Below are 21106 nucleotides of genomic sequence, written 5' to 3'. Positions count from 1 at the left end.
CGAAAAGGACGTCCGGCTGCCGGGAGCGCTCGTGGTTCTCCCGTCGGCCGCCGCTCAGGACGTCCAGCATGCGGGCCGTCCCGTACCACCCCTCGGTACGGGACGGCCCCTCTGCTTATCCTGACCCCCATGCTGACCATCACCCAGGCCCTGTACGACCAGATCGTCGCCCACGCGCGCGAGGACCACCCCGACGAGGCGTGCGGCGTGGTCGCCGGCCCGGTGGGCACCGGCCGCCCCGAGCGCTTCATCCCGATGCTCAACGCGGCCCGCTCGCCCACCTTCTACGAGTTCGATTCGCAGGACCTGCTCAAGCTCTACCGGGAGATGGACGACCGCGACGAGGAGCCGGTGATCATCTACCACTCCCACACCGCGACCGAGGCGTACCCCTCCCGCACCGACATCGGCTACGCCAACGAGCCCGGCGCCCACTACGTCCTGGTCTCCACCGCGGACGCCGACGGCCTCGGTGAGTTCCAGTTCCGCTCCTTCCGGATCCTCGACGGCGAGGTCACGGAGGAGGAGGTCAAGGTCGTGGAAGCGTACTGATCTCAACCTGTGGTTGAAATTCGTCCATCATCTGGGATCACATTCCAGGAGCCGGACCGGGAATCGATACGATGAGCCCATGGTTCTGAACGACGTGAGCGAGAAGACGCCGGGCATCCTGCTCGTGGCGCGGCTGCACGTCGACCTGTGCAGGCTGAACAGCGCCATCTGTTGACGTTCCCCGCCACCGTACGGCCGCTGCCGCGGCGCACCCCCAGCGCCGGAACCGGGGGGTCACCCACAGCCGCGCGCCCACCGACCTACACACCTTCCGACAGGAGCCCGCAACCATGGCCATCGAGGTCCGCATCCCCACCATCCTTCGCACCTACACCGACGGCCAGAAGGCGGTCGAAGGCGCCGGGGACACCCTCGCCGAGCTGTTCGCCGACCTCGAGACCCGGCACGCGGGCATCCAGGCCCGCATCGTGGACGGTGACCAGCTGCGGCGCTTCGTCAACGTCTACCTGAACGACGAGGACGTCCGCTTCCTGGACGGCATCAACACCAAGCTGTCCGACGGCGACAACGTGACGATCCTGCCGGCCGTGGCCGGCGGCATGGCCTGATCGGCCGCTGAGCAGCGATGCGCTACGACTCCCCGCTGGCCGCGGTGGGCAACACCCCTCTGGTGCGCCTGCCGCGGCTGTCGCCGTCCGCCGACGTCCGGATCTGGGCCAAGCTGGAGGACCGCAACCCGACCGGCTCGGTCAAGGACCGCCCCGCCCTGTTCATGATCGAGCAGGCGGAGAAGGACGGCCGGCTCACCCCGGGCTGCACGATCCTCGAGCCCACCTCCGGCAACACCGGCATCTCCCTCGCCATGGCGGCCAAGCTCAAGGGCTACCGCATGGTGTGCGTGATGCCGGAGAACACCTCGCAGGAGCGCCGGGACCTGCTCGGCATGTGGGGCGCCGAGATCATCTCCTCCCCGGCCGCGGGCGGCTCCAACACCGCCGTGCGTGTGGCGAAGGAGATGGCCGCCGAGCACCCCGACTGGGTGATGCTCTACCAGTACGGCAACCCGGACAACGCGGGCGCCCACTACGCCACGACCGGCCCGGAGATCCTCGCGGACCTGCCCTCCATCACGCACTTCGTCGCGGGCCTCGGCACCACCGGCACGCTCATGGGCGTCGGCCGCTATCTGCGCGAGCACAAGCCGGACATCCAGATCGTCGCCGCCGAACCGCGCTACGACGACCTGGTCTACGGCCTGCGCAACCTCGACGAGGGCTTCGTCCCCGAGTTGTACGACGCCTCCGTCCTCACCAGCCGCTTCTCCGTCGGCTCGGCCGACGCGGTCACCCGCACCCGTGAACTCCTCCAGCAGGAGGGCATCTTCGCGGGCGTCTCCACCGGTGCCGCCCTGCACGCGGCGATCGGCGTCGGGCGGAAGGCGGTCAAGGCGGGCGAGAGCGCCGACATCGTCTTCGTCGTGGCCGACGGCGGCTGGAAGTACCTGTCCACCGGCGTCTACACCGCGGCCACCACCGAGGAGGCCATCGAGACGCTGCAGGGCCAGCTCTGGGCATAGTCCGGATCCCGCACGTGCCGGCCCCCTCCTGCGAGGGGGCCGCTCCCCTCCTACGGGCAGGCGAAGAATCCTCCGGTACTGCCGACGGCTCCGCGGCCGGGGCCACGTCCCTCCCGCACCCTGTCATGGCACTCTCCACGCGGTAGCCGGGGCGCCTGTGAGCGTCATGATCGTCGTGGACGACACCGCCCTGACGCCCGGCTGAGCCACACCCACCCGGTGATCCCGCACCCGGGACCCGTGGGTGTGGATCCGTTCACTGCGGTGGTACGTCACATCTGCACCAGGCGGCCGGCCGGCCGGCCACGTCAGCAGGACGGCAGAAAGGCGGACCCCATGCGCCGTACGACCCTCACCGCCCTCGCGGCCACGACGCTGCTCCTCGCGGGCTGCGGCTCCCAGGGCGGCGGGGACACCGGCAGCAACGGCAAGGTGTCCCCGGCCCCCTCCACCCACTCCCCGGACCCGGCCACCGGAGCCTGCGGCACCCAGGCGGAGCTCAAGGCCGCCGACGACGGCCGTACCGTCTGCGTGACCAAGGGAGGCGAGGTCCGGCTCACCCTCGACGGCACCAGGGCCCGCCCGTGGAAGCCGGTCAGCGCGAGCGGCACCGGGCTGGAGGGCATCAACGCGGGCTTCGTCCTCCAGCCCGGCGACGCCACGGCCGCCTACCGGGCGGTGGCCGCCGGAACCGTGAAGCTCTCGTCCTCCCGCCCCCTGTGCGCCGAGCCCACCGCCCCGGGCCAGGTCTCCTGCAAGGGCATCCAGGAATGGACGGTCACCGTGCGGGTGCGCTAGGGCCTGTCCGACCATTTCCGTCTGCCGCGCGACGCCGCACGGCCGCCCCGCGGGCGACGACGCACGCGCATTGCCGGACAGGCCCTACGGCCCGTGGGGCGGACCGGGCCGCCCCCGGGGCGCCGGTGCCCGGTCGCCGACCCCGGCACGTGCCGGAGGGCAGGCCCTAACCCGCGAGATGACGTACCTGGTCCCACAGGACCGGGTCGACCACGCCGACCCGGCGGCGGAAATCACCGACCGGGACCTCACGCAGCTCGTCGGTCCGCAGGAAGCTGGGGCGGCCGCCGGCGTCGCCGACCGCGCCGGGCGGCAGCGGGATGACCCCGGCCCGCTCGTCGTGGTACTTGCTGGTGATCTTCGCGACCGTGGCCCGGTTGCCGCGCACGGCCAGCACCAGACAGGGCCGGTCCTTCGCCTCGGCCCTGTCCTCGTAGGGGACGTTCGCCCACCAGATGTCCCCCGGGGCGGGCCGCGCCGCGTGCGCGGCCCGCGTGTCCGTGCGGCCCGGTGGCCGCAGCCGCCGCCCGCCGGCCCGGTGGCCGCGGCCCCAGCCGTCGACAAGAGTGGCGACCAGCGCAAGCAGGACCACCGCCGCGAGCGCGAGCCACCAGGACGTGTCCATACGACGACGTTACCGGCGTGCGCCGCACATCGCGCGCCCTCGGGCGATCCTCATGCGCCCCCGGTCCAGCCGAACCGGTGACAGCACAGGTGAGTTCGCCCACAACGGCCCCTGGCGGAGGAGCGACCCGTGCTTTTGCGCCTTACGCTCGACGCACCGCACGACGCCCGTCAGCCCCCGTCTTTCAGGCTCCTCGTCCCGCCCACCGGTTTCCCGCCAACGGAGGTTTCTGCTTCATGAAGCTCACCGTCGTCGGCTGCTCGGGGTCGTTCCCGTCCGCGGAATCGGCCTGCTCGAGCTACCTCGTCGAGGCCGACGGCTTCCGGCTGCTCCTCGACATGGGCAACGGCGCCCTCGGCGAGCTGCAGCGCCACTGCGGTCTCTACGACCTCGACGCGATCTTCCTCAGCCATCTGCACGCCGATCACTGCATCGACATGTGCGCGTACTTCGTCGCGCGCTACTACCGCCACGACGGCGGCCGCTGCGACCCGATCCCCGTCTACGGACCCGAGGGCACCGAGCACCGGCTGACCACCGCCTACGGCGACACCCCCTCGGCCTCCTCCATGAGCGAGGTCTTCGACTTCCACACGGTCAAGCCGTCCACGATCGAGATCGGTCCCTTCACGGTGCACACCGAGCGGGTCCGCCACCCCGTGGAGGCGTACGGCATCCGGATCGAGCACGGCGGGAAGTCCCTCACCTACTCCGGCGACACGGGCGTCACCATGGCGCTGGACGAGCTGGCCCGGGACGCCGACCTGTTCCTGTGCGAAGCCGCGTTCACGCACGGCAAGGAGAACATCCCCGACCTGCACCTCAACGGCCGTGAGGCGGGCGAGACGGCGGCCCGCGCGGGCGCCCGCCGCCTGGTCCTCACCCACATCCCGCCGTGGACCGACCCGCAGGTCAACCTCCGCGACGCCCGCGAGGTGTTCACCGGCCCGGTGGAACTGGCGGCGCCGCGACAGACGTACGAGATCTGAGCCGTTGTCGCGCACGGGCTGAGTCCCGCGCACGCGAAAGGGCCCCGGAACCTGCTCGGTTCCGGGGCCCTTCGTCGTGTCCGCGGCCGGACTACTTCGCCTCGGCCTTCTGCAGTTCCGCGAGTTCCTCATCGGATTCACGGCCCGGCGTGGGCAGGTTGAACTTGGTGATCGCGAACCGGAAGATCACGTAGTAGACGACCGCGAAGCACAGGCCGACCAGGACCAGGCCCCACGGGTTGGTGGCGATGCCCAGGTTCAGCCCGAAGTCGACCGCGCCCGCCGAGAAGCCGAAGCCGTCCTTCATGCCGAGCGCCCAGGTCAGCGCCAGCGAGACACCGGTGAGGACGGCGTGGATGGCGTACAGGACCGGCGCGATGAACATGAAGGTGAACTCGATGGGCTCGGTGACGCCGGTGACGAAGGACGTCAGGGCCAGCGAGAACATCATGCCGCCGACGACCTTGCGGCGCTCGGGGCGGGCGCAGTGCACGATGGCCAGGCACGCGGCCGGCAGGGCGAACATCATGATCGGGAAGAAGCCGGTCATGAACTGGCCCGCGTGCGGGTCGCCGGCCAGGAAGCGCCCGATGTCACCGCTCTTGCCGTGGTACTCGCCCGCCTGGAACCACGGGAACGAGTTCAGCAGGTGGTGCATGCCGATCGGGATCAGCGCGCGGTTGGCGACACCGAAGATGCCCGCGCCCACGGCGCCCGACTTCACCAGCCATTCGCCGAAGTTGTGCAGGCCCGTGCCGAGGACCGGCCAGATGTAACCGAAGACGATGCCTATGACGAGGCCGGCGAAGGCCGACAGGATCGGGACGAGGCGACGGCCGCCGAAGAAGCCCGCCCAGTCGGGCAGCTTGGTGCGGTAGAAGCGCTGGTAGAGCAGGGCCACCACGAGGCCCATCACCACACCGCCGAGGACCTTGGCGTCCACCGGAGCGTCCGCCATGACGACCTTGCCGTCGACGACGGTCGCCACCTTCGGCAGGTTCTTGTCGGTGAACGTGGCGAGGACGTTCTTGAAGACCAGGTAACCGGCGACCGCGGCGAGGGCCGTCGAGCCGTCCGACTTCTTCGCGAAGCCAATCGCGATGCCCACGGCGAACAGCAGCGCCAAGTTGTCGAGGATGGCGTTGCCACCGGCGGCCATGAAGGACGCGATCTTGGTCAGGAACGCCGGGAAGGAGGGGTCGCCCAGCATGTCGGTGTTGCCCAGGCGCACCAGGAGGGCGGCGGCCGGCAGGACGGCCACCGGCAACATCAGGCTGCGGCCGATACGCTGCAGTACAGCCATCACGCCGGCGCCCTTCTTCTTGTCGTCGGCCGCCGGAGCGGCGCTGACCGTGGTCACAACTTCCTCCTGGGGGTACCGCCCAGCCGTAGGCCGGGGAGGGCAAGGCGCCGCCCTGGAACCATGGGAGGGGACGGCAGCGTCTCTGGTCTACACCACTCAGTGGTGTAGACCTGTTGTAGCACGATGAAGGGCGTATAAGGAACCGCGAGATCCGCTACCGCGGCGCTACGCGCCGTGCCGGTCCGGAGGGTGTTCGCGGGGCATGGCGAAGGCCCCCGAACCGCCGGGTCCGAGGGCCTTCGAATGCCTTGTGGCGTCAGGCCTTTGTGACGTCCTCGACGTCCTGTGCCGGCTCTCGTCCGGGCGTCCTCAGATCGAACTTCGTGATCGAGAACCGGAAGACACCGTAGTACACCGCCGCGAAGCACAGCCCGATCGGGATGATGGCCCAGGGTTTCGTCGCCAGGTTCCAGTTGATGACGTAGTCGATCAGCCCGGCCGAGAAGCTGAAACCGTCGTGCACCCCGAGCGCCCAGGTCACCGCCATCGACACACCGGTGAGCACCGCGTGGACGGCGTACAGCCCCGGCGCGATGAACAGGAACGAGTACTCGAGCGGCTCGGTGATGCCCGTCACGAACGAGGTCAGCGCCACCGAGAGCATGAGACCGCCGATCTCCTTGCGGCGCTCCGGCCGCGCGCAGTGCGTGATCGCCAGCGCGGCCGCGGGCAGCGCGAACATCATGATCGGGAAGAAGCCCGTGGTGAACTGGCCGGCGTTCGGGTCGCCCGCGAGGAACATGTTGATGTCGCCGTGCACGGGCCGGCCGCCCGGTGGTGTGTAGGTGCCGAACTGGAACCAGATGGGCACGTTCAGGAACTGGTGCAGGCCGATGACGAGCAGCGCCCGGTTGGCGACGCCGAAGATGCCGGCACCCCAGGCGCCCGCGTCCCGCAGCCAGTGGCTGAAGCTCTCCAGGGCGTCGCCGATCGGCGGCCAGATCCACAGGCACACGGCCGCGAAGGCGATGGCGACGAACGCCATGATGATGGGGACGAGCCGGCGGCCGTTGAAGAAGCCCAGCCAGTCCACCAGTCTCGTGCGGTGGAAGCGGGCCCAGAAGAAGGCCGTCAGCAGACCCATGACGATGCCGCCGAACACCCCCGGGTTCTGGAAGGTGAACGGTGCCACCGCGCCGACGCCCGCGCCGACGCTCACCTGGCAGCCGATGTCCGGGACGGCCTTCGAGCCGCCCGGGCACTGCTCGGGGAACTGGTGCAGGACGTTGTAGTAGACGAGGAAGCCGGCCACCGCCGCGAGCGCCGTGGAGCCGTCCGACTTCCTCGCCATGCCGATCGCGACGCCCACGCAGAACAGCAGCGGCAGGCCGAGGGAGCCGTCGAGCAGCGCGCCGCCCGCGCCCTTCATCACCTTCGAGACGTCGGTCCACCCCAGGCCCTGGTCCCCGAACACGTCCGGCTGCCCCAGCCGGTTCAGGATGCCCGCCGCCGGCAGCACTGCGATCGGCAGCTGGAGGCTGCGGCCCATCTTCTGCAGACCCTGGAACAGCCGGTTCCAGCGCTCCCTGGCCGGGCTGACCGCGTGCTCGGCGCTGGCTGCGCTGTCGGCGCTCATGGGCGTCCTCCGGCCACTGGACCCGTACGCGGTTTGGCGACCGTCCACGAGGTGGTGTAGACCAGTTGGCGGACGGTTCCGCTGTCGTGATCGCCATCATCCGGCACGGACGGCATGACCGCTCGCGAAGAGGGGCCAACTGTGGGTTACTGCGACAAAGCGGTTCGGATCAGGGAGAAGCAACATGGCCAGCAAGGCTGAGAAGATCGTCGCCGGGCTCGGCGGCATCGACAACATCGAGGAGATCGAGGGCTGCATCACCCGGCTGCGCACCGAGGTGTCCGACCCCTCGCTGATCGACGAAGCCGCCCTGAAGGCCGCCGGCGCCCACGGCGTCGTCAAGATGGGCACCGCCATCCAGGTCGTCATCGGCACCGACGCGGACCCGATCGCCGCGGAGATCGAAGACATGATGTGAGCCCGCCCGGCCACCCCACCGTGGCCGTCGTGGTTCACCTGTGAGGGGCTCTTCCCGCCGGGGAGGAGCCCTTCCGCCACTGCGGATAGGCTCGTCGCCATGTCTCGCATCGACGGCCGTACCCCCGAACAGCTCCGCCCGGTCACCATCCAGCGCGGCTGGAGCAAGCACGCCGAGGGCTCCGTCCTCGTCTCCTTCGGCGACACCAAGGTCTTCTGCACCGCCTCCGTCACCGAGGGAGTGCCGCGCTGGCGCAAGGGAAGCGGCGAGGGCTGGGTCACCGCGGAGTACGCCATGCTGCCCCGCGCCACCAACACCCGCGGCGACCGCGAGTCCGTCAAGGGCAGGATCGGCGGCCGTACCCACGAGATCTCCCGCCTCATCGGCCGCTCCCTGCGCGCCGTCATCGACTACAAGGCGCTCGGCGAGAACACCATCGTCCTCGACTGCGACGTCCTCCAGGCCGACGGCGGCACCCGCACCGCCGCCATCACCGGCGCCTACGTCGCCCTCGCCGACGCGGTCGCCTGGGCCCAGGGCAAGAAGCTGATCAAGGCCGGCCGGCAGCCGCTGACCGGAACCGTGAGCGCCGTCTCGGTCGGCATCGTCGGCGGCGTGCCCCTGCTCGACCTCTGCTACGAGGAGGACGTGCGCGCCGAGACCGACATGAACGTCGTCTGCACCGGCGACGGCCGCTTCGTCGAGGTCCAGGGCACCGCCGAGGCCCAGCCCTTCGCCCGCGAGGAGCTGAACGCCCTCCTCGACCTCGCCGTCACCGGCTGCACCGAGCTGGCCGCCTTCCAGCGCGCGGCCCTGGAAGCCACGCTCGGGAAGTAACGGGAAGCAAAGGGACGGCCAAGACATCCGGCAGGCGCGGGCAACCCGCGCACCCTCCCTGGCGTCCTACGGGTACGGGCGCACGGCTCAGCACCGTGCGCCCCGTCAGCCGTATCAGGGGAGGGACCCACCATCATGGCCGCCAGCCGACGCCGACGCCGCGGCGTCCTCACCATCGCCGCCGCCGCGGCCGCCGTCGCACTCGCCACCGGCCTCACCACCGGCTGCGACGCCGTGAACAAGGCCCTGGACTGCGTCCAGACCGCCGACTCCATCGCCGACAGCGTCACCGACCTCCAGCAGGCCGTCGCGAACGCGGCGAACGACCCCACCCAGGCCGACGCCTCCCTGAACTCCATCGAGAAGAACCTCGAGAAGATCGGCGACAAGACCGACGACGCCGACGTCAACAAGGCGGTCGACGACCTCCGCAAGGCCGTCGACAACGTCCGTACGGCGATCAAGGACGGCGACGAGACCCCGGACGTCAGCCCGGTCACGGACGCGGCCGGCGAACTCACCAAGGTCTGCACCTCGTAGGACGCCGAAGCGGCCGCGCCCCGGAAGGGGCGCGGGTGTCCACAGGCGGCCTTCCGCCGCGTGGGCGCGACCGGTCACGGCCGGCCCGCAGGACACCCCCGGACCTCAGTGCCCCCGCCGCCGCTCCTCGCGCCGCGCCCGGTGCAGTTCGTGCCGTGACTCCCTGCGCTCCAGCCTCTCCTGGTGGCGCTGCTCCTTCAGCCGCTGCCGCTCGGCGCGGGTCACCCTGCGCTCCACGCCGACCCCGCCCCAGAACGCGAAACCGTCGATGACCACCCGGGGGGCGCCCGGCTCGGGCGGGCCGTCGTCCCGCGGGTGCTCGAAGGCGCCCATCACACCGATACCGCGTACCACGACCTCGACCCCGGGCGGCACGACCACCTGCACCCCGCCCATGATCGCGACACAGTTGACCACGACCTCGCGGTCCGCGAAGTTCGCCTCCCGCAGGTCGATCTCGCCACCGCCCATGAAGACGAAGCAGGTGAACCGCTTCGGCATCGTCCAGCGGCCCTTGCGCTCGAACCCCGACAGGATCGCGACCCCGCCGGTCGAGGACCCCTCGCCCCCGACGATCCGGCCCGCCCAACCGCCGTTGCCCACCGGGTCCTTGGCGAAGGAGACGGCAGGGACCGGCGCCACGGCGCCGCCGGCCGGCAGATCGCGGGTGAGCGGGGTCAGCTCACCGTACGTACGCGCCTTGTACGCCGCCTCCAGCCGCTCCTCGAACTCCTCCATGTCCAGGCGGCCCTCGGCCAGTGCGTCCCGCAGGACCTCGGCCACCCGTTCACGGTCGGCGTCGGACGCCCGGAGGTCCGGGACTGCGTCGTCGGTCATGCCGGCAGCCTACGAGACCGCCTTCTCCGCGTACATCCTGGCGATGACGGCCTCGATGTCCGGCTCCCGCACCGACAGGTCCACCAGCGGATACCGGGCCGCCAGATCCGCGACCAACGGCGCCGCCGACTGCCCCGCCGGGAACGCCAGCCACTGTCGCGGCCCCTCCACCCGGACCACCCGCGCCGACGGCACCTCGACCGGCGGCAGTTCCCGCTCCAGGTCCACCACCAGCGTCCGTTCGCTCTCCCCGGCCTCGTGCAGCCCCGCGAGCGGACCGTCGTACACCAGCCGCCCGTGGTCGATCACCATCACCCGCGAGCACAACTGCTCGATGTCCTGCAGATCGTGCGTGGTCAGCAGCACGGTCGTGCCCCGCTCGGCGTTCAACTCCCGCAGGAACCCCCGCACCTTGGCCTTCGACACGACATCCAGGCCGATCGTCGGCTCGTCCAGGTACAGCACCTCCGGATCGTGCAGCAGCGCCGCCGCGATGTCCCCGCGCATCCGCTGCCCCAGCGACAGCTGCCGCACCGGCACGTCCAACAGGGCACCCAGCTCCAGCAGTTCCACCAGCCGGTCCAGGTTCTCCCGGTAACGGGCGTCCGGGATGCGGTACATGCGGTGCGCCAGCCGGTACGAGTCGATCAGCGGAAGGTCCCACCACAGCGTGGTCCGCTGCCCGAACACCACCCCGATCCGGTGCGCCAGCCGCCTCCGCTCCCGCGACGGATCGATGCCCGCCACCCGCAGCCGGCCCGCGCTCGGCGTCAGGATGCCGGTCAGCATCTTGATCGTCGTCGACTTCCCGGCACCGTTCGGCCCGATGTAGCCGACCATCTCGCCGCGCGCCACCGTGAACGAGATCGAGTCCACCGCCCGCACCTCACGCCGCTCCCGCTTGAGGAACCCGGCCTTCTTGCGCACCTCGAAGACCTTCTCGACGCTCTCCAGCGCGATGAAGCCGTCCCCGGGCCCGATCAACACACCGTCCGCCATTGCTAGCTCCCTGTGCTCCGATACGAACGAAGTCCCGCCCGCCAGGCCAGCCCCGCCAGCGCACAGCACCCCACCGCCACCAACGGGGGCATGAACGCCACCCACTGCGGCAGCCCCAGCGGATACGGACGCCCCAGCACATAGCTCGCCGGCAGCCAGTTGACGAAGGCCAGCGGCAGCACGAACGTCACCCCGCGCACCAGCTCCGTCGCGAACACCGACGGCGGATACTGCAGCAGCGTCGTACCGCCGTAGGTGAAGGCGTTCTGCACCTCCGAGGCGTCCTGCGCCAGGAACTGGAAGGCCGCACCCGCCACGAACACCGCGCAGAAGATCCCGCAGCCGCTCACCACCGTCACCGGCATCAGCAGCAGCTTCAGCGGCGTCCAGTCGACGTCCAGCCGGGCCACCGCCCAGCCCAGCACCAGCGCGCCCTGCGTCACCCGCCCCAGCCGCCGCAGCGCGAACTGGTCGGCCGCCACCTGCGCCAGTACCGGCGCCGGCCGCACCAGCAACGTGTCCAGCGTCCCGTCCCGCACCCGCCGCCCCAGCCGCTCCATCGAGCCGATCACCAGGTCCGCCAGCCCGAACGCCGTACCGGACAGGCCGTACAGGAAGGCCACCTCGGGCAGCGACCAGCCGCCGAGGGCGTCCACCCGGGAGAACATCAGCATGATCGCGACGAAGTCGAAGAAGGTCGCCGCGAAGTTCCCGAACGTGGTCATCGCGAACGAGGCGCGGTAGGCCATCGTGGACCGGATCCACATCCCGGCGATCATCCGGTACGCGCGCACGCCCTCCGCCGGCCGGCCGGGCTCACCCACCCTGGACCACCACCCGCCGCGTCGCCGCCGACTGCAGCAGCCGCCCGGCACCCAGCAGCACCACCGCCCACATTCCCTGGAAGAGATACGTGCCGAGCGGGTCCGCGTGCCCCAGCAGGATCTCGGCCGGCGCCTGCAGCAGCGAGGACCACGGCAGGGCCCGGACGACCTCGCCCAGCACCCCCGGGAAGACGTTCAGCGGAAGCAGCATGCCCGAGCAGAAGTACCCGGCGAGCCACGAGATCTGCGACACACCCATGCCGTCCAGCAACCAGAACGCGCTCAGCGCCAGCAGGAACCGGATCCCGAACCCGACGAGCATCGCCAGCAGCACGGCGACGAAGAAGGCGACCCAGGTGCCGACGTCCGTGGGCAGGTACACCGGGAAGCACAGGGCACCGAACACGAACGGAACCAGCCCCCGTCCCAGCAACTGGAAGAACGCCCGCCCCAGGTCCGCCGCCAGCCACCACAGCTGCAGATCGGCAGGCCGGTACAGGTCGACCGCCACGTCCCCCGTACGGATGCGTTCCATCAACTCGCCCTCGACGCCCCCGCCGCCGATCGCGAGCGTCGACAGCAACGCCTGGCCCAGCCACACATAGGTCACGACCTGCGCCTGATCCCATCCGCCCAGGTGCGGCTTCTCGTCCCACAGCGCCCGATACGTGTATACGAGAATCAGCCCGAAGACGGTGTTCGTGAACACCCCTGCCGCGGTCGCGGCCCGATACGTCGCGTACCGTCTGAATCCCCCTACCGCGACGGCGACGTACAACCGTCCCGCGCCCACGTCAGTCGACCTCCTCGGACCGCTCGACACCGAAGCGCAGGAGCCTAGTCCGGAGGCCCGGTGGCCGGCCACGCATTTCCGTGCCGGAAGCGTGCCGGAATCCGGGAACGGAACGCCAGGTGCGAGAGTCTTCATTCAGGGGGCGCAGAAGGCGTACGAGACGTACGGGAACGTACGACGCGAAACAGGAGTCCGTGCACGAGATGAGCGACGAGCCGCAGCCGCAGCAGCCGAACGAAGGCGTGGCGCCGGAAAAGCCGCTGCCGGCTGAAGGGCCCGGGAACCCGGGGGGCCGCGAGGAGACGGCCGCCGAGAGGGACGAGGGGAAGAGGAAGAGGAGGACCGAGGGGGCCGCCCAGGGGCGCGAGCCGCGGGCAGGGGCGGGGCCCCAGGGAGGCGCGGACGACGCGGACACCCGCGGGGGCGACACCGAAAGCACCCGACCGGACAACGGTCCCCGGCCACAGAACCGCCCGGCCCAGGACCGGACGACCTCCATCGCCCGGGCCCGCCAGGCAGCGCGAGAAGCCCGCACGGACCGAACGACGGCTCCCGGCACGACTCGAGGCGGAGGAGCGGCTTCGGACAACTCCGCGGGCGCGGGCGCGGTCCCCGGCGGCGCTTCTGCCACGACTGCGGACGGGGGTGCGGCTCCCAGCGGCGCCTCGATTCCGGGGGATGCCTCGGTTTCCCGGGGCCCTTCCGGCAGGGGCCCGGGCAGCGGCTCGGTTTCCGGGGGGGCTTCGAGTAAGGGCTCCGGCGACGGCTCGGGTTCCGCGGGCGCTTCGGGCAAGGCCTCGGGTACGGACTCGGGTTCCGGGGGTGCCTCCGGTGGGGCTTCGGCTTCCGGGAGGGCTTCGGCTTACGGAGGTTCGCGGGGCTCCGGAGGTTCTTCGGGTTCCGGTGATGCTTCGGTCTCCGGTGGATCTTCGGCTTCCGGCAGGGCTTCCCTGGCCGGCGGGTCTTCGGCGGCCGGTCGCGCAGCGTCCTCGGGTGATCGCGCGGCGTCCGGTGGGTCTCCGGACCCCGGTGCCGCTCCGGCGTCCCGTGGTGCTTCGGAGGTCGGCGGGGACCGGGGCGGTCAGGGTGCCGGTGGTGCCGGCAAGCGCTCCGGTGCGGACACGTCGCAGGTTCCGGGGACGTCGGACGACGCCGAGCAGCCTCCGTCGGCCGAGAGTACGCAGGTGCTCCGGCGCATCACGCCGCCGCGGGGCCCGCAGAAGGCCCAGGCCTCCGCGCGGTCGGCGCAGTCCGGTGCGCCCGGTCGGCAGACCGAGCCCGGCAAGGCGGGCGGGCCGGCGAAGGGCGCCGGTGAGCCGGGCGCGCCCGAGACCACGCAGGTCCTCCGGCGTGTCAGCGCGCCCCGCGCGGGCGAGCCGGGCGGTCCCGGCAAGGCAGCCACGGCGTCCCCGGCCGCGGGATCGGACCCCGCCGGCCGTACGCCCCGGACGTCCGTTCCCCGGCCCGGCGGCCCGAACCGCGCCGCCCGGGCGGCCGGAGCCGCTGGTGCTGCCGGTGCCGCGGGAGCCGGCGCCGCCGCAGCTGCCGGCGCCGGTGGGGCCTCCGCTACGGCTGGAGCTGCCGGCGCCTCCGGTGCAACCGCTGCTTCCCGCGCTGCTGGGGCCACTGGAGCCGCCGGAGCTGCCGGTGCCGGCGGTGCCGGTCGGGCGGTCGGCGCTGGTTCCGGCGCCGCTCGGATGGGCTCCGCAGGGGCCGGACGTCCAGGCGCGGGTGGTCGTGCCGGGTCCGGAGCCCGGGCGGACGCCCTGCGCACCTCCGAGTCGGCCCCCCAGCAGGACGCCCCGCTCGTCTCCGCCTCCGACGGCTCGGCCCCCGGCGGAAACGGCAAGAAGCCCAAGCGGCCCAAGCGGACCGGCTGGCGGCGGATCTTCCCCACCTGGCGCATGGTGCTCGGCACCTTCGTGCTCGGCATACTCCTGATCATCGGCCTGTTCTTCGTCGGCTACTCGATGGTCAAGATCCCCCCGGCCAACGCCCTCGCCATCAAGCAGAGCAACGTCTACCTCTACGCCGACGGCTCCCAGCTGGCCCGCGACGGCGAGATCAACCGCGAGAACGTCGGCCTCGCCCAGATCTCCAAGGACGCCCAGCACGCCGTACTGGCCGCCGAGGACCGCGACTTCTACACCGAGTCCGCCGTCGACCCCAAGGCGATGCTCCGCGCCGCCTGGAACACCGCGACCGGCAAGGGCAAGCAGTCCGGCTCCACGATCACCCAGCAGTACGTGAAGAACTACTACCTGGCCCAGGAACAGACGGTCACCCGCAAGGCCAAGGAGTTCTTCATCTCGGTCAAGCTGGACCGGCAGAAGTCCAAGGACGAGATCCTCGAGGGCTACCTCAACACCAGCTTCTTCGGCCGCAACGCCTACGGCATCCAGGCCGCCGCTCAGGCCTACTACGGCGTCGACGCCACCGACCTCGACCCGGCCCACGCCGCCTACCTCGCCGCGCTCGTCAACGCGCCCAGCGAGTACGACGTCGTCGCCCACCCCGAGAACAAGAAGACGGCCGTCGCCCGCTGGAACTACGTCCTGGACGGCATGGTCTCCAAGGGCTGGCTCAGCCAGTCCGAGCGCGCCGGCCTGAAGTTCCCCATGCCCAAGGAGCAGACGGTCTCCACCGGCCTGTCCGGCCAGCGCGGCTACCTCGTCGAGGCGGTCAAGCACTACCTGACCACGCACCACATCATCGACGCCGACCAGCTCGCGGCAGGCGGCTACCGCATCACGACCACCATCCAGAAGAACAAGCAGGACGCCTTGGTCAAGGCGGTGAACGACCAGCTGATCTCGAAGCTGGACAAGAAGAACCGCAAGGCCGACAACTACGTCCGGGCCGGCGGCACCTCCATCGACCCCAGGACCGGCAAGGTCGTCGCCATGTACGGCGGCATCGACTACGTGAAGCAGTACACCAACGGCGCGACCCGCGGTGACTTCCAGGTCGGGTCGACCTTCAAGCCGTTCGTGTTCACCTCCGCGGTGCAGAACGGCTCGACCACGCAGGACGGCCGCACCATCACCCCGAACACCGTCTACGACGGCACCAACCAGCGACCCGTCCAGGGCTGGACCGGCGGCTCCTACGCCCCGGAGAACGAGGACCAGAAGTCGTACGGCGAGATCACCGTCCGCAAGGCCACCGACCTGTCGGTGAACGCCGTGTACGCGCAGATGGCCGTCGACGTCGGCCCCGCCAAGGTCAAGCAGACCGCGGTCGACCTCGGCATCCCCGCCAACACCCCGGACCTCCAGCCGTACCCGTCCATCGCCCTCGGCACCGCCAACGCCAGTGTCCTGGACATGACGGAGGCGTACGCGACCCTCGCCAACCACGGCAAGCACGGCACGTACACGATGATCGAGAAGATCACCAAGGACGGCACCGACGAGATCGAGCTGCCCGAGCAGTCGGTCAAGCAGACCGTCAGCCGTGAGGCCGCCGACACCACCACGTCCGTCCTGCAGAGCGTCGTCGACAACGGCACCGCCACGGCCGCGCAGGCCGCGGGCCGCCCGGCCGCCGGCAAGACCGGCACCGCCGAGGACGACAAGGCCGCCTGGTTCGCCGGCTACACCCCCGACCTGGCCACGGTGGTCTCCGTCATGGGACAGGACCCGGTGACCGCCCAGCACAAGCCGCTGTACTGGGCGCTCGGCCAGCCCCGGATGAACGGCGGCGGCCCGCCCACCCAGATCTGGGCCCAGTACACGCGCGCGGCGCTGAAGGGCAAGCCGGTCGCCGACTTCGACCTCCAGCTCGAAGAGGGCGCCGACCAGATCCAGGAGCCTCCCGCCACCGGCACGGCTCAGCCCAGCAGGGGCGGCCAGGACGACGGCGGCACCACCGACGGCGGCCAGGACGACGGCGGGGCGAGCGCCACCCCCACCACCGGCGGACCCACCACCGACGGCGGCCCCACCACCGGCGGTCCGACGACCGACGGCGGCGCCACCACCGGCGGCGGACCCACCGCCGACGGCGGCACGACCACGGGCGGCGGCACCACCACCGGCGGGGACACGACCACCGGAGGCGGGACGACGGGCGGCGGGACGCCCGGCGGAGGCACCGACACCGGCGGCGGGACGCCCGGCGGAGGCACCGACACCGGCGGCGACACGACGGCCGACGGAGGCAGCGGCCTCCCCTAGCGCCCGTCAGACGTCAGTGACCGCTGGTCGCCTTCAGCCCCACCACGGCGACCAGCAGCAGACATACGAAGAACACCCGGGCGGCGGTGACCGGTTCACCCAGCACCACCATGCCGAGCACCGCCGCACCGGCCGCCCCGATGCCCACCCAGACGCCATAGGCGGTGCCAATGGGCAGGGACTTCGCGGCGTACGACAGCAGCACCATGCTCGCGACGATGCCGGCACCGGTGAACAGGCTCGGGACCAGCCGGGTGAAACCCTCGCTGTACTTCATCCCGATCGACCAGCCGACTTCGAGCAGACCGGCGACGACGAGCAGGACCCAGGCCATGACAGGCACCTCCGAGACGAACGGCGACTCTTCTCCGGTGCGTCGTCTTTGCCTTCGACCCGGTACGGCGCGTCTCGTCGGGCTCCTTTCGAACATAGCAAAACAACGCCGAAGAGGGCCGGTGACGGTGGTCACCGGCCCTCTTCGACGTCGAAATCAAAGGTGGATCAGAGAGAGGTCACAGAACAGAGGACGAGGTCGGAGCGAGGTCAGAGATACAGCCCCGTGGAATCCTCCGACCCCTCGAATCGGTCCGCGGCGACCGCGTGCAGATCACGCTCACGCATGAGCACGTACGCCACGCCCCGCACCTCGACCTCGGCCCGGTCCTCCGGATCGAACAGGACACGGTCGCCCGGCTCCACCGTCCGTACGTTCTGACCGACCGCGACGACCTCGGCCCACGCCAGCCGCCGCCCGACCGCCGCGGTGGCGGGAATCAGGATGCCCCCACCCGACCGCCGCTCACCCTCGCCGGTCTCCTGCTTGACCAGAACACGGTCGTGCAGCATCCGGATGGGCAGCTTGTCGTGATGGGGGGTGCTGTGCTCGTTTCTGTTGGCGCTCACACCTTGAACCTACCTGCCTTCAGCCCGCCTGTACGTGCCCGGGTGGCCGCGGCTCAGTCCCTGCGCCGCCGGGAACCGAGCGCGAGCAGGCCCACGACCCCCACGACGACGAGCGCGACCGGCACCACCCGCTCCAGCCGGGGCGCCCCCTCCTCGTCCACGAAACGCGCCCGCACTTCGGTCACCGCCCGGTTGACCTGCACATACGCCCGCCCGACGGTGTGATCGATGTTCGCGACCACCTTGGCCTTCGCGTCCCCGACGATCGTCTTGGGATGCACCCGCACCCCGATCTCGTCGAGCGTCTCCGCCAGCACTTCACGGCGGCGCTTGATGTCCGCCTCGATCTGCGCCGGGGTTCTGGTGTCCGACGTGTCCGCCACCGTACGGCCTCCGAAGTCTCTGATGCTGTTCCGAACAGTCTGTCAGCTCATCGCCCCGCCGCACCGCAAGGCCCCCCGGTTACGCTGGCCCGATGAGCGAGCGACTCCAGCCGGGGGACGTGGCCCCCGCCTTCACCCTCCCCGACGCCGACGGCAACGAGGTCTCCCTGTCGGACCACAAGGGCCGCAAGGTCATCGTCTACTTCTACCCCGCCGCCCTCACCCCAGGCTGCACCAAGCAGGCCTGCGACTTCACCGACAACCTGGAGGTCCTGGCCGGCGCCGGCTACGACGTCATCGGCATCTCTCCGGACAGCCCGGAGAAGCTGGCGAAGTTCCGCGAGAAGGAGTCCCTCAAGGTCACCCTCCTCGCCGACCCCGACAAGAAGGTCACCGAGGCGTACGGCGCGTACGGCGAGAAGAAGAACTACGGCAAGACCTACCTGGGCGTCATCCGCTCCACGATCATCGTGGACGAGGAGGGCAAGGTCGAACGGGCCCTGTACAACGTCCGCGCGACGGGCCACGTGGCCAAGATCATCAAGGACCTGGGCATCTGACCCCCGCCTCCACTTGTTCGACGGCCCGCACCGGTTCCTTCCGGTTGCGGGCCGTGTCCCGTTCCGTGCCCGAACTGCCACGCCATCACGAGAACCTGGTGCCGAGGAGGACGCCGATAACCCTTCCGAGCACGCGCGGTACGACCGGTACCATGGCCGTGCACGCGGCCGTGGCGGAATTGGCCTACGCGCAACACTTAGGATGTTGTGGGAGAAATCCCTTGAGGGTTCGAGTCCCTCCGGCCGCATCCCGCCCCGCACCTTCGTAACAAAGGTGCGGGGCGTTTCACTTGGCTCAGCCCAGCAGTTCCCGCACCACCGGCACCAGGGCCCGGAACGCCTTCCCCCGGTGGCTGATCGCGTTCTTCTCCTGCGGGCTCAGCTCGGCGCACGTGCGGGTCTCGCCCTCCGGCTGCAGGATCGGGTCGTAGCCGAAGCCGTTCGTGCCGACGGGCGCGTGCCGCAGCACACCGCGCAGCTGCCCCTCGACCACCCTCTCCGTGCCGTCCGGCAACGCCAGTGCCGCCGCGCAGGCGAAGTGGGCGCCGCGGTGTTCCTCCGCGATGTCGGAGAGCTGGGCGAGGAGCAGGTCGAGGTTGGCCTTGTCGTCGCCGTGGCGGCCGGCCCAGCGGGCGGAGAAGATGCCGGGGGCGCCGTTCAGGACGTCGACGCAGAGCCCGGAGTCGTCGGCGACCGCCGGGAGGCCCGTCGCCCGGGCGAGCGCGTGGGCCTTGAGGAGGGCGTTCTCGGCGAAGGTGACGCCGGTTTCCTTGACGTCGGGGATGTCCGGGTAGGCGTCGGCGCCGATCAGCTCGTGCGGCAGGCCTGCTTCGGCGAGGATCGCCCTCAGTTCGGTGATCTTTCCGGCGTTGCGGGTGGCGAGGATCAAGCGGGTCATGCGGCCAGTATTCCTGGCCACCGTGGCCCGACGGTCCCCGGCCGCCCGGTTGCTACGGATCCCGCCGCGCCGTCCGGGAGCCTCCCGGGCGTCCGCCTCCGCTACAGCTGTACCTGGCCCGCGCCCTTGAGGCTGTTCAGGTCGAGGGTCTCGGCCATCTTGGCGAAGCCCAGGTCGCTGGGGTGCAGATGGTCGCCGGAGTCGTACTCGGGGCGCAGGCGGCGGGGGTCGTAGGGGTCGCGCAGGGCCTTGTCGAAGTCGACGACCGCGTCGTACACGCGGCCGGCCCGGATCTGGGCGTTGACCTGTCGGCGTACCGCCTCCCGGGCCGGGGTCCAGCCGCGGTGGCCCTCGAAGGGCATCAGGGTGGCGCCGATGACCTTCAGGCCGCGGGCGTGGGCCTGGTTCACGAGGCTGCGCAGGCCTCCGGTGATGCGGTCGGGGTCGGCGAGCTCGCGGTTGCGCAGGATGTCGTTGATGCCGAGGTCGATGACGACGACCCTGACGTTGGTGCGGGAGAGCGCGTCACGGCCGAAGCGGCCGAGGCCGCTCTCGTTCTCGGCGGGCCGTCCGAGGCCGTCGGCGAGGACCTGGTTGCCGCTGATGCCTTCGTTCACGACGCTGTAGCGCGGCAGCTGCCGTCCGCTCTCGAGCGCGCTGCGCAGCCGGCCGGCGAAGAGGTCCGGCCAGCGGCGGTTGGCGCCGATGGTGGAGGTGACGCCGTCGGTGAGGGAGTCGCCGAAGGCGACGACGGTGCCGTCGGCCTCGTTGCTGAGCACGTCGAGGGCGGTGAGATAGCGCCAGTACAGGGTCTGTTGGGTGTACGGGGCGCCGGTGGAGTCCTCGGTGCGGTCGCCGGCGGCGACGTAGGAGACCTGCCGTGCGCGCGGGTGGTAGGTGACCGGGCCGGACGGGGTGGGGGAGTAGGTGGTGACCAGCACGTCGCTGCCGCGCGGAATGACCACGGTGACGGCGTCACTGACGACCTGTCCGCCGGCGGGGATGACGACGCCGGTGCTGCCGTCGAAGGTGAGGCGCCGCATCGTCGTGGCGTCGGCGGCGGCGGTCCCGTCGCCCGCCGAGAGGGCGAGGGAGGCGTGGGTGAGGGCCAGCGGTGACTGGCCGTAGAGATTGGACAGCGTGATCCGGGCACTCGTACCACCGGTGCCGGCGTGGACGACGTTGCGGACCGAGCGGCCCACCATGCCGTGGGTCTCGGTGCCCGGTTCGCCGCCGACGGGGGCGGTGGCCCAGGAGCCGACCCAGGTGCCGGTGGAGGCGGGGGCGGCGGAGGAGTCGTGGTGGGGGCGGTTGTCGGCGAGGGTGCTGCGGGGGGTGCCGTCGTCGGCCGCCACGGTGACGTAGATGCCGGCGGACAGCGCGATGACGAGGGCGACGAGCGCGCCCAGCACCGCATAACCATGACGCTTGGTCACGCTGGTGTTGTTCTCCTCGGGAGATGGGAGCCCGAGGCTCCGATCCGATGAGCCCATGAT

General features: G+C 70.9%; 23 protein-coding genes, 1 tRNA gene and 1 riboswitch. Of the genes, 12 read left to right on the top strand and 12 right to left on the bottom strand.

Going from position 1 to position 21106, the window contains the following annotated elements; translation table 11 throughout:
- Positions 1-129 precede the first annotated feature (129 nt).
- The 5 genes from ACGFRF_RS10595 (at position 130) to ACGFRF_RS10575 (ending at position 2887) form a co-directional block, all read left to right on the top strand.
- Positions 130-552: a Mov34/MPN/PAD-1 family protein gene (locus tag ACGFRF_RS10595; protein WP_393738215.1), complete on the top strand. Its 423-nt coding sequence runs from the start codon at positions 130-132 to the stop codon at positions 550-552.
- 79 nt (positions 553-631) lie between these two features.
- Complete coding sequence (locus ACGFRF_RS10590; protein ID WP_020940333.1) at positions 632-727, top strand: putative leader peptide; 96 nt, start codon at positions 632-634, stop codon at positions 725-727.
- Between the two features lie 115 nt (positions 728-842).
- Positions 843-1121, top strand: coding sequence for a MoaD/ThiS family protein (locus ACGFRF_RS10585; RefSeq protein WP_393738214.1), 279 nt, complete (start codon positions 843-845; stop codon positions 1119-1121).
- 17 nt (positions 1122-1138) lie between these two features.
- Positions 1139-2089, top strand: a complete 951-nt coding sequence (locus ACGFRF_RS10580) for a PLP-dependent cysteine synthase family protein (protein ID WP_393738213.1) — start codon at positions 1139-1141, stop codon at positions 2087-2089.
- A 336-nt stretch (positions 2090-2425) separates the two neighbouring features.
- Positions 2426-2887 carry a hypothetical protein gene (locus ACGFRF_RS10575; RefSeq protein WP_393738212.1) on the top strand — a complete coding sequence of 154 codons (462 nt, stop codon included), beginning with the start codon at positions 2426-2428 and terminating at the stop codon, positions 2885-2887.
- Between the two features lie 166 nt (positions 2888-3053).
- Here ACGFRF_RS10575 and ACGFRF_RS10570 read toward each other — a convergent pair whose 3' ends face one another.
- On the bottom strand, positions 3054-3512 hold the full coding sequence (locus tag ACGFRF_RS10570; protein WP_393738211.1) for a type II toxin-antitoxin system PemK/MazF family toxin: 459 nt from the start codon (positions 3510-3512) through the stop codon (positions 3054-3056).
- A 236-nt stretch (positions 3513-3748) separates the two neighbouring features.
- Between ACGFRF_RS10570 and ACGFRF_RS10565 the strand changes: the two genes are divergently transcribed.
- Positions 3749-4501, top strand: a complete 753-nt coding sequence (locus ACGFRF_RS10565; RefSeq protein WP_393738210.1) for an MBL fold metallo-hydrolase — start codon at positions 3749-3751, stop codon at positions 4499-4501.
- Between the two features lie 91 nt (positions 4502-4592).
- Here the strand turns inward: ACGFRF_RS10565 and ACGFRF_RS10560 are convergent, their stop codons facing one another.
- The gene (locus ACGFRF_RS10560; protein ID WP_393738209.1) at positions 4593-5861 is read right to left on the bottom strand and encodes a PTS transporter subunit EIIC; all 1269 of its coding nucleotides are present in this window, start codon (positions 5859-5861) and stop codon (positions 4593-4595) included.
- A gap of 259 nt (positions 5862-6120) precedes the next feature.
- Entirely contained in the window at positions 6121-7440 is a 1320-nt protein-coding gene (locus tag ACGFRF_RS10555) for a PTS transporter subunit EIIC (RefSeq protein ID WP_393738208.1), read from the bottom strand.
- A 184-nt stretch (positions 7441-7624) separates the two neighbouring features.
- On the opposite strand from ACGFRF_RS10555, the gene ACGFRF_RS10550 reads away from it, so the two are divergent.
- The 3 genes from ACGFRF_RS10550 to ACGFRF_RS10540 all read left to right on the top strand — a co-directional run bounded on the left by ACGFRF_RS10550 (position 7625) and on the right by ACGFRF_RS10540 (position 9235).
- Entirely contained in the window at positions 7625-7858 is a 234-nt protein-coding gene (locus ACGFRF_RS10550; protein WP_393738207.1) for a glucose PTS transporter subunit EIIB, read from the top strand.
- Between the two features lie 99 nt (positions 7859-7957).
- The gene (gene rph, locus ACGFRF_RS10545) at positions 7958-8695 is read left to right on the top strand and encodes a ribonuclease PH (RefSeq protein ID WP_393738206.1); all 738 of its coding nucleotides are present in this window, start codon (positions 7958-7960) and stop codon (positions 8693-8695) included.
- 135 nt (positions 8696-8830) lie between these two features.
- Positions 8831-9235 (top strand): hypothetical protein, encoded by a 405-nt coding sequence (locus ACGFRF_RS10540; RefSeq protein ID WP_393738205.1) that lies wholly within the window; start codon positions 8831-8833, stop codon positions 9233-9235.
- Between the two features lie 105 nt (positions 9236-9340).
- Here ACGFRF_RS10540 and ACGFRF_RS10535 read toward each other — a convergent pair whose 3' ends face one another.
- From ACGFRF_RS10535 to ACGFRF_RS10520, 4 genes are read right to left on the bottom strand one after another with little or no spacing between them, the layout of a single operon-like run.
- The gene (locus ACGFRF_RS10535; RefSeq protein ID WP_393738204.1) at positions 9341-10072 is read right to left on the bottom strand and encodes a DUF1707 domain-containing protein; all 732 of its coding nucleotides are present in this window, start codon (positions 10070-10072) and stop codon (positions 9341-9343) included.
- A 9-nt stretch (positions 10073-10081) separates the two neighbouring features.
- Positions 10082-11071, bottom strand: a complete 990-nt coding sequence (locus ACGFRF_RS10530; protein WP_393738203.1) for an ATP-binding cassette domain-containing protein — start codon at positions 11069-11071, stop codon at positions 10082-10084.
- Between the two features lie 2 nt (positions 11072-11073).
- Positions 11074-11850 carry an ABC transporter permease gene (locus ACGFRF_RS10525; RefSeq protein ID WP_393738344.1) on the bottom strand — a complete coding sequence of 259 codons (777 nt, stop codon included), beginning with the start codon at positions 11848-11850 and terminating at the stop codon, positions 11074-11076.
- Between the two features lie 37 nt (positions 11851-11887).
- Positions 11888-12688 carry an ABC transporter permease gene (locus ACGFRF_RS10520; RefSeq protein ID WP_393738202.1) on the bottom strand — a complete coding sequence of 267 codons (801 nt, stop codon included), beginning with the start codon at positions 12686-12688 and terminating at the stop codon, positions 11888-11890.
- A 1697-nt stretch (positions 12689-14385) separates the two neighbouring features.
- Between ACGFRF_RS10520 and ACGFRF_RS10515 the strand changes: the two genes are divergently transcribed.
- Entirely contained in the window at positions 14386-16866 is a 2481-nt protein-coding gene (locus tag ACGFRF_RS10515; RefSeq protein ID WP_393738201.1) for a transglycosylase domain-containing protein, read from the top strand.
- 13 nt (positions 16867-16879) lie between these two features.
- Here the strand turns inward: ACGFRF_RS10515 and ACGFRF_RS10510 are convergent, their stop codons facing one another.
- From ACGFRF_RS10510 to ACGFRF_RS10500, 3 genes are all read right to left on the bottom strand, one after another.
- Positions 16880-17200 (bottom strand): DMT family transporter, encoded by a 321-nt coding sequence (locus ACGFRF_RS10510; RefSeq protein ID WP_393738200.1) that lies wholly within the window; start codon positions 17198-17200, stop codon positions 16880-16882.
- 36 nt (positions 17201-17236) lie between these two features.
- A riboswitch (guanidine-III (ykkC-III) riboswitch) is annotated at positions 17237-17304 on the bottom strand.
- A 105-nt stretch (positions 17305-17409) separates the two neighbouring features.
- Complete coding sequence (locus tag ACGFRF_RS10505) at positions 17410-17769, bottom strand: co-chaperone GroES (protein ID WP_039657929.1); 360 nt, start codon at positions 17767-17769, stop codon at positions 17410-17412.
- A 53-nt stretch (positions 17770-17822) separates the two neighbouring features.
- Positions 17823-18152 (bottom strand): DUF3618 domain-containing protein, encoded by a 330-nt coding sequence (locus ACGFRF_RS10500; protein WP_393738199.1) that lies wholly within the window; start codon positions 18150-18152, stop codon positions 17823-17825.
- Between the two features lie 92 nt (positions 18153-18244).
- On the opposite strand from ACGFRF_RS10500, the gene bcp reads away from it, so the two are divergent.
- Together bcp and ACGFRF_RS10490 are read left to right on the top strand one after the other, a co-directional pair.
- The gene (gene bcp, locus ACGFRF_RS10495; protein ID WP_393738198.1) at positions 18245-18712 is read left to right on the top strand and encodes a thioredoxin-dependent thiol peroxidase; all 468 of its coding nucleotides are present in this window, start codon (positions 18245-18247) and stop codon (positions 18710-18712) included.
- 164 nt (positions 18713-18876) lie between these two features.
- Positions 18877-18960, top strand: a tRNA-Leu gene (locus ACGFRF_RS10490).
- 47 nt (positions 18961-19007) lie between these two features.
- Here the strand turns inward: ACGFRF_RS10490 and rdgB are convergent.
- Complete coding sequence (gene rdgB / locus ACGFRF_RS10485; RefSeq protein ID WP_393738197.1) at positions 19008-19610, bottom strand: RdgB/HAM1 family non-canonical purine NTP pyrophosphatase; 603 nt, start codon at positions 19608-19610, stop codon at positions 19008-19010.
- Positions 19611-19711: 101 nt separating this feature from the next.
- On the bottom strand, positions 19712-21046 hold the full coding sequence (locus tag ACGFRF_RS10480; protein ID WP_393738196.1) for an SGNH/GDSL hydrolase family protein: 1335 nt from the start codon (positions 21044-21046) through the stop codon (positions 19712-19714).
- Positions 21047-21106: the final 60 nt, after the last annotated feature.

Source organism: Streptomyces sp. NPDC048521 (assembly GCF_043199855.1).
GTDB lineage: Bacteria > Actinomycetota > Actinomycetes > Streptomycetales > Streptomycetaceae > Streptomyces.
This window is presented reverse-complemented; position numbering and strand designations above follow the sequence as displayed.

Coding starts and splice junctions, on each gene's coding strand:
- ACGFRF_RS10595 (WP_393738215.1), top strand. CDS start 130: ATGCTGACCATCACCCAGGCCCTGTACGACCAGATCGTCGCCCACGCG.
- ACGFRF_RS10590 (WP_020940333.1), top strand. CDS start 632: ATGGTTCTGAACGACGTGAGCGAGAAGACGCCGGGCATCCTGCTCGTG.
- ACGFRF_RS10585 (WP_393738214.1), top strand. CDS start 843: ATGGCCATCGAGGTCCGCATCCCCACCATCCTTCGCACCTACACCGAC.
- ACGFRF_RS10580 (WP_393738213.1), top strand. CDS start 1,139: ATGCGCTACGACTCCCCGCTGGCCGCGGTGGGCAACACCCCTCTGGTG.
- ACGFRF_RS10575 (WP_393738212.1), top strand. CDS start 2,426: ATGCGCCGTACGACCCTCACCGCCCTCGCGGCCACGACGCTGCTCCTC.
- ACGFRF_RS10570 (WP_393738211.1), bottom strand. CDS start 3,512: ATGGACACGTCCTGGTGGCTCGCGCTCGCGGCGGTGGTCCTGCTTGCG.
- ACGFRF_RS10565 (WP_393738210.1), top strand. CDS start 3,749: ATGAAGCTCACCGTCGTCGGCTGCTCGGGGTCGTTCCCGTCCGCGGAA.
- ACGFRF_RS10555 (WP_393738208.1), bottom strand. CDS start 7,440: ATGAGCGCCGACAGCGCAGCCAGCGCCGAGCACGCGGTCAGCCCGGCC.
- ACGFRF_RS10550 (WP_393738207.1), top strand. CDS start 7,625: ATGGCCAGCAAGGCTGAGAAGATCGTCGCCGGGCTCGGCGGCATCGAC.
- rph (WP_393738206.1), top strand. CDS start 7,958: ATGTCTCGCATCGACGGCCGTACCCCCGAACAGCTCCGCCCGGTCACC.
- ACGFRF_RS10540 (WP_393738205.1), top strand. CDS start 8,831: ATGGCCGCCAGCCGACGCCGACGCCGCGGCGTCCTCACCATCGCCGCC.
- ACGFRF_RS10535 (WP_393738204.1), bottom strand. CDS start 10,072: ATGACCGACGACGCAGTCCCGGACCTCCGGGCGTCCGACGCCGACCGT.
- ACGFRF_RS10530 (WP_393738203.1), bottom strand. CDS start 11,071: ATGGCGGACGGTGTGTTGATCGGGCCCGGGGACGGCTTCATCGCGCTG.
- ACGFRF_RS10525 (WP_393738344.1), bottom strand. CDS start 11,850: ATGATCGCCGGGATGTGGATCCGGTCCACGATGGCCTACCGCGCCTCG.
- ACGFRF_RS10515 (WP_393738201.1), top strand. CDS start 14,386: ATGGGCTCCGCAGGGGCCGGACGTCCAGGCGCGGGTGGTCGTGCCGGG.
- ACGFRF_RS10510 (WP_393738200.1), bottom strand. CDS start 17,200: ATGGCCTGGGTCCTGCTCGTCGTCGCCGGTCTGCTCGAAGTCGGCTGG.
- bcp (WP_393738198.1), top strand. CDS start 18,245: ATGAGCGAGCGACTCCAGCCGGGGGACGTGGCCCCCGCCTTCACCCTC.
- rdgB (WP_393738197.1), bottom strand. CDS start 19,610: ATGACCCGCTTGATCCTCGCCACCCGCAACGCCGGAAAGATCACCGAA.